Here is a 12548-nt window from a genome sequence, read left to right as displayed (position 1 = left end):
AAAAGGAAAAACGGCGCTAGTGACAGGCGCAGCATTTGGGATTGGCTCTGAAACGGCCCGAGTATTGGCTCGTGACGGAGCCGTCGTCGTCTGTCTCGACATCCCTGCTAACCAAGCAGCTCTCACCCAGTTTGCTTCAAACATTGGCGGGCATGCGATAGCACTCGATCTCATGGCGGACAATGCCGTGAATGAACTGATTCAAACACTCACATCGCAACTCGGCGTATTGGACATTGTCATCCACAATGCCGGCATTACACGAGACAAAACGCTCAGAAAAATGAGCGCTGAACAGTGGGATGCAGTCATGCACTTAAACCTAGAGAAGATTATCAGCATTAATCAGGCGCTTTTGGAAAAAGGTGCGCTAAACAGAGATGCACGTATTGTTGGTGTTAGCTCAATATCCGGTATCGCTGGTAACTTCGGTCAGACGAACTATGCATGCTCAAAAGGCGGCTTAGCAGGTTATACACGAGCACTATCCAAGGAACTACCAAATGGCATCACCGTCAATGCGGTTGCGCCTGGTTTTATTGAGACACGAATGACGAGCAAGGTGCCGTTAATTGCCAGAGAAATGGGACGTCGCTCAAATGCGTTTAGCCAAGGAGGTCTTCCCTTAGATGTAGCAGAGGTTATTGCTTATCTCAGCCAGCCAGCGTCGCAAAGCCTGAATGGCAATGTGCTTCGGGTTTGCGGTCAAAGCCTTTTGGGACGTTAGCTAAAAACCCTCTGGTAGCTCTACCTTCAACATTAACTGGGGATCGATGCGCTCGCTTTTCCAGTTCATACGCCAATCTAGATGGGGGCCGGTAGAGCGGCCTCCTTGACCGATCTTTGCGATAACGTCACCTTGTTGCACTTCCTGTCCAACCGCAACCAAAACTTCGCTCAAATGAATAAAGGTGGAACTCAGCCCATAGCCATGATCAATAATCAGAGTTCCGCCTGAGTAGTACATATCTTGATGCACGAGCGTAACGATTCCGCTTGCAGGCGCAAAGACCGGCTCTCCTACCGGCCCCGCATAGTCAACACCAAAATGAGGCCGCTTGGGCGTTCCGTTATAAACGCGCTGACTACCATAAACGCCTGTAATGCGACCCGAGGATGGTGGGCGAAACCGGCTTACAAAGTCTGTTCTTTCATGAAATTGCATACGTGCAGCTTTAACTTGCGCGGTCTCCTCTTTGATTCTCGGTAAGACTTCTTTTGGCGGCGTCACGGTTTTTTGCGGAACACCCTCAATGCGCTGAACGTTGTACTCACGCTTCGCGAGCGTAAGCACTCTTTCTTCGCGGCGCCCTTCAACATCCGCCACGATAAGCGTCTGATTCAAGCTCGCGTCACGACCAAAACCGAATACAAAATGCCCTTCTTTGGTTACTTCTATTCGCTCATCATTAAGAAACAGCTTGGCACTAGGCGCGACTTTGCCCACAAGAACACCACCTTGGGTCAGCTCGCCGTAATACTCAATCTCGGGACCTTCAGCAAAAGCCGAAGACATAGACCAGAAAAAAAGTAAGACGATTATTTGCTCGATTCGTAGATTCTTCATGCAATAATTCTTAATACGAAAATTCTTCATGTGATTATTTGTCATGACCTCACAAAGTAGTAAGTAATATGGCGAACTATACTCAAGACGGCTTGTTCAACTGCCCGGCTCATCCTCCTCGAGGCGCTCTTGAACTCACATTAGACCAAAAAGCCTGCCCTCAGATTCCCGGAAGCGTTCGCTTATTCGAGCAATGCCTCAGCAAATCTGATTCGAACACCACCCTGCAAGCCTTGCTTAGCAATCTTGATTGGCAACAGCCTTACATCCGAATGCACGGACGAGAGATTGCAATACCGCGAAAACAAGTCTGGATGGGTGATCCAGACACGGCCTATCGTTACTCGGGCAAGCTGTTCATTCCCGAAAACTGGGACCCAACCGTACTAAGTGTAAAAGCGCGCGTCGAATCCATGAGCGGCCATCAATACAACTCCGTCCTTTGCAACCTGTATCGCGATGGACAGGACTCCGTCGCATGGCACGCAGACGACGAACCTGAGCTTGACCCTACAGTACCCATCGCGTCGATATCTTTCGGCGCGACCCGCCGCTTTGATCTAAAACCAAAAAATGGCGAAAAAATGCGTATTCCAATTCAATTAGAAGACGCCATGCTTCTCGTGATGAGCCCTGAGGTGCAAATGTATTGGCTACACCAAATCCCTAAAACGAAAAAAGTTCACGCGCCGCGCGTGAATCTCACTTTTCGACAGGTAAAAACACATTAATACGCGCTCGCTGGCGCCAAGCTCAGGTTTCGCCTTGTTCGGTATCAGCCGCTCTAAGCGCATCAAATTTCTGAAGAATAGAACCATACATTGAGCGCACCGGATAATTTCCATGCTTATCCTTCGTTCCGGGGTGCTCGCCAAGAAGTAATTCAAGCGCCTCATCAACATGCTTAACTGTATGTATATGGAAACGACCCGCTTTAATAGCCTCGCGTACCTTGGTGTTGAGCATTAGATTGATTTGATTTGTATCCGGTAAAATAACCGCCTGATCCCCAGTCAAACCAAGAATCTCACAAGCATCAAAAAAGCCTTCGATTTTTTCATTTACACCACCAACCGGTTGTACCTCACCAAACTGGTTAACAGAGCCTGTAACAGCAAAATTTTGCTTGATGGGACGATCACCGAGAGACGACACCAAAGCACACAGTTCACCTAGCGAAGCGCTGTCGCCATCAACCTCACCATAAGACTGCTCAAAAGCGATGCTAGCGGACAAAGGCATCGGCTTGTACTTCGCAAAAAGCGTCGATAAATACGATGACAATATCATCACCCCCTTGGTGTGAATGTTGCCACCAAGACGTGCATTGTGCTCAATATCTACAATATCGCCATCACCAAAATAACAGTTTGCGGTCACCCTATTAGGCATACCAAACTCCGTGCCGCCAACACTCAGCACAGATAAAGCGTTAATCTGACCGACAACTGATCCGCTGACACTCAGAAGTGTCGAGCCGTTGCTCAATGTATGAAACATCTGGTCTTTAATGCGACTGTTGCGCATAAGATTGCTCTCTAGAGCACGCTCCACGTGCGCATTGCGAATCATGTTCGAACCTTGTTCTTTCGCCCAATAGTTGCTCTCCCGCAACAGGTTCGCAATATCCGAAGCATGCAAAGAAAGCTTGCTTTGATCCTCTGCCTGACGCGAACTGTACTCAATCACCCGCGCAATAGCTTTTCGATCTAGATGCAAAAAGCCCTTATCGTGAACAAGACTCGAGATAAATTGCGAATAGTGCTGTTCAGATACAGCCGTTCTCGCCATCTCATTCTCGAAGTCCGCCGTCACCTTGAAGAGTTCCTCAAACTCCGGGTCATAGTGCTGCAACAAAAGATAGGTTTCTCGGTCACCTAGTAGGATCACTTTTACATCCAAAGGGATCGCTTCCGGCTCCAGCGAGATAGTGCCAGACAAAGTAACTTCTTTTTCTAGAGAGTTAATTTGCAAGGCTCGCGCACGAAGGGCGCGTTTAAGCCCATCCCAGACAAAAGGCTGCTCGAGGACTTTTGTTGCATCGATCAGTAAGTATCCACCATTTGCTCGATGCATCGATCCGGGACGAATCAAACTAAAGTCGGTAAAGACGGAACCCTTATAGGTCACGCTCTCTACATAACCAAAAAGGTTGTGATAATTCGGATTCTCTTCAACAACCACCGGCGGGCGGTTGTTTTTATGATGAACCAATACGTTTACCTGATAGCGTCTCGGCAGCTTTTTATCCAGCGTCGCATCCGCGAGAGCGCTCTGCTCATCCCGCTCCTCAAGAAAAATATCTAGATTCTCGACCATGTCCTTTTGCAGAGCCTGGAGATAGCTAACGACATTGGGTAGCTTTTTGTATTTCTCCAAGAGGTTATCAACGTGATGCTTCGAGACTCCTATGATCATCTCTTCATTCAGCTGCTCTTGTTTATCAACAAACTCCTGCTCCCAAGCAGCCATCTTCCGAATCGTGTTGCGCAGTTTGACTTCAAGCTTATTGATTATCTCATCGAACTTGTCCTGCTCGTCTTGCGACAAGCTATCAAAGGTTTCGGCCGTATGAGGTTCCTCACCATTTAATGCTGTGAGGCGATAGCCGCCCGGCGTAGTGATACTCAACTGAACCGACTTTCTGCGCGCCTGCTTGGCAAGTTTTTCTAATGCCTCTTCCTGAATCTCGGCATATTCGGTTTTAAGCTTATCGGCTCGTTCGTAGTAACTCTCATTATCGAAGGCTTGAGGGATCGCCTTGGTAAGGCGCGTCATCAACGCCTCCATGTCACGCTTCAACTGAATGCCCTGCCCGACAGGCAGCTGCAACATCGTTGGGTTTCTAGGCTCCTCGAAATTCACCACATAACACCAGTCAGAGACATCATGCTTCGGCGTGATCTGTCGCTTTAAATAACGCAACATCATGGTTCGTTTGCCGAGCCCTGTCCGACCAATAGCATAGATGTTGTAGCCACTTCCGGGCATTGCCATCGCAAAACGCACCGCTTCTTGCGCACGCTCTTGACCAACGATTTCCTCCAAAGGCTCTAAAGACTTGGTGGAGGCACCTGAGATGCTTGACGGTACGCACTCAGCATACACATCAGAATGGATAAGTTTTTTCACTACGCAACCTTACTCAATGCTTCGAGAGTCGTCATTTTGAAGAGTAGCCTTCACTGTGCACCAAATTATCGAACGGCGCAAAACCACACCGATATTATTAAAGAACATTAAGCTATCGCCGATAAAATAACCATCACGATCAATATTCGACGCACTATGTTTATCGAACGCTTTGCACCCCAGATACGAAAAAGCTTGGTTCCCGCTAGAAGCCGAGTCCCCAATATGGAAAACAACACAAAAAAAGGAAACCCCTTTGCCGATCGCCGTCGGTCAAGCGATCGTAGAAAAAAGGCGCTCGTAATAAGTTTTGCTGATAGAAGGAAGAGTCATGACAGAAGAAAGAAGGCACCCATGAGGGGCACACCTTCGGAAGCGAAAAAAGAGCTCGGACAACACATTGATATCATTGTTTGAGACCAGCGCATGCAACGGTTGTTTTTACAACTGTCAGCCATTAAGCTCACACCATTCAAGTTAGATGTGATGTTAGGGATGCACTCACCAAGTATTATCAACTGGGTCGAAAAGCGTATCAAGCGCAGACACAAGGCGCCAGGATTGCGCTGCAAGCTTGCTTTTACCGGGCTAACCAGTTGGCTAAAACCCACGCTTACAGTGCAGTGCGTTGATATCAATCGTTATGGCATGGCAGGCTTCATAAGCGTCCCAGTAAAAGAGGGTGCGGTCGTTTCGTTGAGCTTCAAGGGCAAGTACATTGTTCAGTCTAATGTTAAAGCAACCGTTAGCTCTTGCGCTGCGTCGTCACAGGGTTATCGAGTTAGCCTTGTTTTTTGCTATGCAACCGACACAAAACACTATAACCGTCGAGTAGATAACGCCCTTTCTCGCATAGAACGAATATACTCAAAACAATAATCAGCAAACGAGCAACCCAAAAGATGGCAACGGACTTCGAAAGTGTAAAGCTTGCTGTAGAGGATAAGATCAGTTTTGTTAAGCGTTGCGGCTTGCAGCTTTTGTCTGCTGAGAATGGCGCAGTCACATGTTTAATGCCCGGCAAGGGCAACGAAAACCATCTTGGTGCCATGTACGCCGGCGCACTGTTCACGCTTGCGGAAATACCCGGCGGCGCGCTTTGGCTTGCTAATTTTGATATTGCCAAATGCTATCCGATTTTAAAAAGCTTCCGAATTGATTATTTAAAGCCCGCAATGGGCGATATCACCTTCAGCGTCTCCCTCACTCCGGATGAAATTGCAGATTTCCAGCAAAGGTGCGCAGCAGAAGGAAAAGTCGAGTTTGAACTGGCTGGCGATTTAAAAGATCATAGCGGTCAAATTGTCGCGAGAAGCGTTGGCACCTATCAGTTGCGCAAGCACTGATCACCACTAGTTAGGTTTTCAGCAAATGCCAGGGAATGCCTCAAGGAACACCATTACGGGCTTGGTACTGCTCGTAATGTTGGGATGCAGTGTTTGGGCGACAGATAACACCTTTAATTCTCATACATTTGAGTATTCATCCTACTTTGACCGTGAAAACCTTGCCTTACAGCATGTTCTAGAACTGCCAGACCAAAAGTGGAAACCTTTCGCCGGCAACTATTACCAGGTTTCATTGACGAATGACGAGTTCTGGGAGCTCGATGATTACCCTATACTCTGGGTAAAAATCGAAATACCAAAACGGATCAAGCAAGACAGATTATTACTTGAGGTCGTCCCAAACACAGGTGTAGATGGATTACTTGTGCAGAATATTCAAGGTCGCTGGCAATGGATCAGCGCGGAAGGACGCCAACTAAACAACCCCAACTCTTTACCTACTACCTACCTAACCTTTTCCATCGACCCAACAACAGAAACGAAAATCGCCTATCTCAAACTGAATACGAGCCAAGTTTATAACTTTAGCATTGATGTATACGAGCCCTCGGCCTGGGTTTGGGAAACTCTCACTAGACACATGCTGATAGGCATGGTGCTTGGCGCAATGATGCTCGCGTTTTGCTATAACCTAGCGATCGGAATCAGCGCCGGAGAACGTCTATATCTCATCTATGCGGCCTACGTGGCCAGTATGTTCTTTTACACCATCGTTTATCAAGGCTATCTGCGAGTATATTTCCCCGATTGGGGCGGCCAAGGCGTTGTAGCGCGTTCCACCGTTTATATCGTCATCTACGCAGCGCTCGCCTTTGCGAGGGAGTTTTTCAATTTGCGGGAGGAGCGCGGACGACTAGACAAAGTCACACAGGTTACTCAGGCAAGTATCATCATTGCGTTGCTGATCAGCTTGTTCGTTAATGACTTTTACGCTTTCGTCATTAATGACTCCTTATCGATCTTCTCAATCTTGATCGGTTTTTTTGCTGGCTTTCATGGTCTTAAACGTGGCCATCCATTAGCAAAGCTATTTTTGTTTGCGTGGTCCTGTTTTCTTATCGGCTCTCTCGCGTGGACCTTTGTTTGGATTGGGTTGGTTCGACCTACAACGCTCGCAACCAACATGTTATTGGTCGGCACAGCCATAGAGATCGGGCTGCTCTCGTTGATACTCAGTTACCGCTATTCGTTTTTTAAAGAGACATCCGAATCACTGTCAGAGCAATATAAAAAGTACCAGAGCCTAAGTGAGACAGACGAACTCACGGGCATCAATAATCGAAGAGGATTCCTCAAAGCAGTCGACAAAGAGATCAATAAAACGCCTCATGAACTGGTTTGGCTTGCCTTAGATATCGATCACTTTAAAAGTTTCAATGACAAGTACGGCCACCTCGCAGGAGACCGCCTCCTAGCAGCATTTGGAGCTCTTCTTAAATCTCGAACTCAGCGAGAAGAGCTCACCTCCAAGCTCGTAATAGAACGAAGCGGCGAAGTCTACCGACGGAGCATCGTTGGGCGCATGGGAGGAGAAGAGTTCTCTATACTTCTAGTGAATACATCACTGAGCCAGGCAAAGCTTTACGTTGATCGACTAATGAAAGAATTCTCTGAACTTCATGTCATCAACGATCGTGGCGAAGTCATTAATACCACGCTATCGATTGGCGGTGCGCCCGTCAAAGAAAATGATTCTATCGATCAAGCTTGGAAACGCGCCGATGCACGGCTCTATGAGGCGAAAGCAGCGGGCCGAAACTGCGCTATTATCACGCCTTAAGCTAGACTAACTCTACCTATTTTAATTCTCTATCCGGCGACAGTAGCGCAAAATAGTCTGTTCAAATTCAGCCTCATTCATTTCCTGCAGCCGACGGATGTTCTTCTCGGGAATTTGTTCGACACGGCTCTCGCCATAGCGTTCGATGGCCTTTGTCATCGATTTCTCTCGTATCACGTGGATAACCGGAAACGGACTGCGATTAGTAAAGTTTGAGCGCGCGTTCACTGCCTCCCCTTCAAATTGATAAGAAGGATGGAAGCCGACCAACTGAAAAGTTTCCTCCAGCGCGTTTTCTTCGAGAAACCGCTGCATGTCATCGATGAACCCCAACAAATCGTCAAGCTCCGGAAAATCCGTGTTATTGAAAACAAGCAACGTTGTTTCTAGATCTGTCGGGTTAGCATCAAGCAGTCGTACGATCTCCTCTTTAAAAAAGAAGGCGCATTCCAGACGTGAGGATTCAAAACAGGCCACCGTTCTCACGAGTCCATGATTGGCGGGATAAGAAGCGAAGGGGCAGAAATCCTGAGCGATAACGACCTGCTTTAACCACAACTCTATTAGCGCAATTGCTGACTTTTCTTGTTCAGAGAATTTTCCCTCACCAGTCATGATTCACCGTCCGCAAAGAAACCACCATCCAAGACTTGTATGTAACTCTCATGCCCGTGATCAGCATGCCCTTCGATAACGCAACGTAAAACCAGCTTCGTTGGAGTGTCAAAGCGGATAATCATTTCGCGCGTATCCTGAGGCTGAATGGTCATTGTAGGCCGGTCGGCAAGCGTACCAACCATCGATTTCGCTGCGTCAGTATTCGTATTTGAATGGACATGCCCATCTGCGGAACTTACCTCCATACGTGCGTGTCTCACCTCATCCTCGACAAAGGCTTTGAACTCAGCATCTTTCATGGCATCAGCGGGCTCCGCCGAAAAAAGAAATACGTGTACTTCATCTGTTCTATTATCAAAGACAAAGCGTGTTTTTTGATTCGTTAGCACTTCTATTTGTTCAGGAAACAGTAGTTTGTAAAGCACCTCAACCCGATGAACGCTCTCAGCTGATGCGACACCAAATAAGGGATCTTTCCAGTATTCACCGAGAATATCTTCCGGCTTCAATGCATACGCAGACAGGCTATAAATCACCAGCCCACAGCTCAAAAATACTCGAGCGCCCAGCAACAAAATGTTTGCTCCTTACTTAATCGTTGTGCTTCACTAACAGAATAAGTCGACAAGAATGTTTTGGAAAGGATTACGTGAGCAACACGCCAATATGCATCACAATAGCAGGCTCAGACTCCAGTGGCGGTGCAGGCATACAAGCTGATCTGAAGACGTTTGCCGCACACAACTGTTATGCGATGAGCGTCATTACTGCGTCGACAGCACAAACGCATTTAGGCATCACGGATATTCAGCCACTTCCTAGCCACCATATAAAAGCGCAACTCGACGCTTTGCTCCAAAACTACTCTATCAAAGCGATCAAAACCGGCATGTTCTCTTCTTCCGATCAGATAGAGACAGTGGCTGATGCTCTGGATGAGTACAATCATATACCACTGATTGTCGACCCTGTACTAGGGAGCAGTTCGGGCAGCAGTTGGGTAACAGAAGAGCTGGTCAATAGTTACTTAACCACCCTTCTTCCGCGGGCTACTCTGATCACACCCAACACGATCGAGGCAGAAACACTGTTTAATGTTCAAAAACACGCCAAGCCACTGGGGCATCTGCAAGGCATCGCTATGCAGTACAACGTCGCTATTTTATTAAAAGGTGGGCACGCAGTGAGCAGTGACGAGGTTATCGACCATCTCGTGCAACCTCATCACGTCGAGAGTTTTCATCATCGCCACATTGAGTCTGAAAATACGCATGGAACAGGCTGTACGCTTGCTTCAGCGATCACCGCCAACATCGCACACGGTGAAACTCTTCAACACGCTTGTGCACTTGCCATAGACTATATCGACGCATTGCTTCGCTCATCAAAGGGCTTTATTGAACACAATTCGAAGCCACCTTTACGTAATCTGCCAATGAACCATTTTTTTGAAGTGTGAAAGCAGGATAAACTTAGCCTAAGCGTGACCCTCATTAACAACGAACCAAAGAAGAACAATTGCTTACTATGCGAGCCTTGCCAACACTACTTATCAGCACCCTATTACTTGCATTATCTGGATGCGCCAACACCGATAAACCCAAGTATGACCACATAGAACCGCCTGAAGAAGCCGAAACTTCCTCGCCGGAACAGCTCTATGAGCGAACAGCAGCACTTTTTAGCCGACCTGAAAATTTAGGCCTAGAATTTTACTCGCCGAGCTTCTACGCATCAGCGCTGGACGCTTTGGAAGACGCCGAAACAGCCCTGAATAGCTTACACGAAAGCACAATTTCGCCTGTTAGAGCTCTTATTGCGTCTAGAAAGCTGTTAGAGAAGGCACAAGCGACCAGAGAAAAAGTAGATCGAAATCTCAAAGAACTGGTGACGCATCGCAACCTACTGATCGAGCTCAACGCGCCAAAGTGGCAGCCAGATGAGTGGAAGTCCGTCAGTAGCGAAATAAAAGGACTTGTCCTACTTATTGAAGACGATGACATTAAAGCCGCCATTGATCAGGAGCCTAGTGTTCGTAAAGACATGTATGCTCTTGAAATAGATACCCTGCTCGCATCTGCGCTGGATCAAGCAAGATCGACACTGGAAAAGGCAGAGCAAGTAGATGCTGATAAGTTTTCCCCTAGTCTTTTTAATAGTGCCGATATACTAATTGACGATACAGAGATTTACATTCGCTCCAACTTTCGGGATAGAAAAGGGATCGCGACGCAAGCAGAAAACGCTCGCCTTGAAGCCGAACGAGCCTATAAAACAGCTTTGGATAGCAAATTCCTACTATCACTGAACGAAAAGCAAACAGAACGTTATTTGATTAAGGTAAAAGAGAAAATAAATAGCATTGCACAGATCACAGACAATGAATCGTTGCCACCTGCAACGCTGGATGAGGCGCTCAATAGCCTGTTTATGCTGATGGAGACCCGTCAAACCAATAAAGAATCAGAGGAAACAGATGCAGATTCGACTGCCCCAAATAACGAGATTGTTCAAGACGAGGATGCTGACATACAAATTCTTGAGGTATTAGACAGCTTACACTTAGAAGATAACTCAAGTGACAATCTAGATGCCGAAGTCGAGTCAGAAGAGCAAACCTTTGATGACATCGAATATATTGAGTAAGACAAGAAAGCACAGAGTTGAATTTCAGCACAAAAAAAGCCCGCTCAATTGAGCGGGCAAGTCTTTACTAGCAAATAAGGAAGAAAACAGAACGTCGCTAAGATTTCTCTACAAACCAAGAAAATCTTAAGCACGTATTACTATACTTCTAAGGCAAGCTCTTCGGACTTACCGCCAGACTTAGAATCAATTTTTGGCATAAATTTATCTCGAATTTTTTGCTCAATCTCATTAGCAATTTCAGGGTTCTCCTCAAGAAACTTAGCCGCGTTTGCCTTACCTTGACCAATCTTGTCACCATTGTATGCGTACCAAGCGCCTGCTTTATCAACCAAGCCTTCTTTCACACCAAGGTCTATCACTTCACCCATATGATAAATACCTTTACCGTACATGATCTGGAATTCGGCTTGCTTAAACGGTGGTGATACTTTGTTTTTCACCACTTTTACGCGCGTTTCGTTGCCAACAATCTCATCGCCAACTTTAACAGAACCCGTGCGGCGGATATCCAATCGAACAGATGCATAGAACTTAAGCGCATTACCACCCGTCGTCGTTTCTGGATTGCCAAACATCACACCGATCTTCATTCGAATCTGGTTAATAAAGATACATAGGCAATTGGCATTCTTAATATTGCCTGTGATCTTTCGCAAGGCTTGTGACATCAAGCGAGCCTGCAGACCCATGTGACTATCACCCATATCACCCTCAATCTCGGCACGAGGCGTTAGCGCCGCTACGGAGTCAACAATGATCACATCGACAGCACCAGAGCGAACCAACATATCTGCAATTTCGAGCGCTTGCTCCCCGGTATCAGGTTGCGATACTAATAACTCATCAACATTAACACCTAGTTTCTCTGCATAGATTGGGTCAAGTGCGTGCTCTGCATCGACAAAGGCACACGTTTTACCCTGCTTCTGCGCTTCAGCGATTACCTGAAGTGTCAACGTCGTCTTACCCGAACTCTCAGGGCCATATATCTCGACGATTCGACCATAAGGGAGGCCGCCTATGCCTAACGCGATATCTAACCCGAGAGAGCCCGTCGAAACTGCGGGAATAGCTTCTCTTGGTTGATCACCCATTTTCATGACCGCGCCCTTACCAAACTGTTTTTCAATTTGAGAGAGTGCTGCGTTAAGTGCCTTTTGCTTGTTGCCTTCCATTTTGATTCCCCTATCGATTTGTGATGAATTATGTCGCATCCTTGCAACCACAATATACTGTATGCTTAATCAGTATTATGTGCAGCGATATTTAATCTGTCCAGTTTTTTATCCAGTAGTTGACTTACAAATGCGTAAACCTCTTCTTGCTAAGTAAGATACAAGCTAAAGCGTCAAAAACTGTCGCCGAAATTTAGTGACCGCCTAAAACAACAATTTTTTAGTGTTTTCAGCATAGGCTAAACGTATGCTTATCTTTATCGTCTCGATCAACCTCT

At 46.8% G+C, this 12548-nt stretch carries 12 protein-coding genes; 7 read left to right on the top strand and 5 right to left on the bottom strand.

Annotation, left to right across the window (positions count from 1 at the left end; all coding sequences use genetic code 11):
* On the top strand, positions 1-727 hold a 727-nt coding region (locus A3750_RS24130; protein WP_156498909.1), incomplete at its 5' end, for an SDR family oxidoreductase.
* Here the strand turns inward: A3750_RS24130 and A3750_RS24125 are convergent.
* Positions 728-1567 carry a M23 family metallopeptidase gene (locus A3750_RS24125; protein ID WP_082873412.1) on the bottom strand — a complete coding sequence of 280 codons (840 nt, stop codon included), beginning with the start codon at positions 1565-1567 and terminating at the stop codon, positions 728-730.
* A 68-nt stretch (positions 1568-1635) separates the two neighbouring features.
* Here A3750_RS24125 and A3750_RS24120 point away from each other — a divergent pair, with 68 nt between their 5' ends.
* Positions 1636-2298 carry an alpha-ketoglutarate-dependent dioxygenase AlkB gene (locus tag A3750_RS24120; RefSeq protein WP_082863299.1) on the top strand — a complete coding sequence of 221 codons (663 nt, stop codon included), beginning with the start codon at positions 1636-1638 and terminating at the stop codon, positions 2296-2298.
* Positions 2299-2320: 22 nt separating this feature from the next.
* Here A3750_RS24120 and A3750_RS24115 read toward each other — a convergent pair whose 3' ends face one another.
* The gene (locus tag A3750_RS24115) at positions 2321-4699 is read right to left on the bottom strand and encodes a Lon protease family protein (protein WP_082863165.1); all 2379 of its coding nucleotides are present in this window, start codon (positions 4697-4699) and stop codon (positions 2321-2323) included.
* A gap of 426 nt (positions 4700-5125) precedes the next feature.
* Between A3750_RS24115 and A3750_RS24105 the strand changes: the two genes are divergently transcribed.
* The 3 genes from A3750_RS24105 to A3750_RS24095 are packed head-to-tail and all read left to right on the top strand — an operon-like array spanning position 5126 to position 7828.
* Entirely contained in the window at positions 5126-5578 is a 453-nt protein-coding gene (locus A3750_RS24105; RefSeq protein WP_082863164.1) for a hypothetical protein, read from the top strand.
* A 23-nt stretch (positions 5579-5601) separates the two neighbouring features.
* Positions 5602-6045, top strand: coding sequence for a PaaI family thioesterase (locus A3750_RS24100; protein ID WP_068455159.1), 444 nt, complete (start codon positions 5602-5604; stop codon positions 6043-6045).
* A 25-nt stretch (positions 6046-6070) separates the two neighbouring features.
* On the top strand, positions 6071-7828 hold the full coding sequence (locus A3750_RS24095) for a diguanylate cyclase (protein ID WP_082863163.1): 1758 nt from the start codon (positions 6071-6073) through the stop codon (positions 7826-7828).
* A gap of 21 nt (positions 7829-7849) precedes the next feature.
* Here the strand turns inward: A3750_RS24095 and A3750_RS24090 are convergent, their stop codons facing one another.
* Positions 7850-8443, bottom strand: a complete 594-nt coding sequence (locus tag A3750_RS24090; RefSeq protein ID WP_068455152.1) for a DUF1415 family protein — start codon at positions 8441-8443, stop codon at positions 7850-7852.
* Complete coding sequence (locus A3750_RS24085; RefSeq protein WP_068463914.1) at positions 8440-9021, bottom strand: hypothetical protein; 582 nt, start codon at positions 9019-9021, stop codon at positions 8440-8442. The genes A3750_RS24090 and A3750_RS24085 overlap by 4 nt, the downstream gene beginning before the upstream one ends.
* A 74-nt stretch (positions 9022-9095) precedes the next feature.
* Here A3750_RS24085 and thiD point away from each other — a divergent pair, with 74 nt between their 5' ends.
* Positions 9096-9905 (top strand): bifunctional hydroxymethylpyrimidine kinase/phosphomethylpyrimidine kinase, encoded by an 810-nt coding sequence (gene thiD / locus A3750_RS24080; RefSeq protein WP_068456585.1) that lies wholly within the window; start codon positions 9096-9098, stop codon positions 9903-9905.
* Positions 9906-9964: 59 nt separating this feature from the next.
* Positions 9965-11092 (top strand): hypothetical protein, encoded by a 1128-nt coding sequence (locus A3750_RS24075; protein ID WP_156492421.1) that lies wholly within the window; start codon positions 9965-9967, stop codon positions 11090-11092.
* Positions 11093-11232: 140 nt separating this feature from the next.
* On the opposite strand, the gene recA is transcribed toward A3750_RS24075, so the two are convergent.
* Positions 11233-12270 (bottom strand): recombinase RecA, encoded by a 1038-nt coding sequence (gene recA / locus A3750_RS24070; protein WP_068456580.1) that lies wholly within the window; start codon positions 12268-12270, stop codon positions 11233-11235.
* Positions 12271-12548 lie beyond the last annotated feature (278 nt).

The sequence above is a fragment of the Oleiphilus sp. HI0079 genome, from assembly GCF_001635105.1.
The sequence above is the reverse complement of the archived record's forward strand: the minus strand, read 5'-3'. Positions and strand labels throughout refer to the sequence as shown.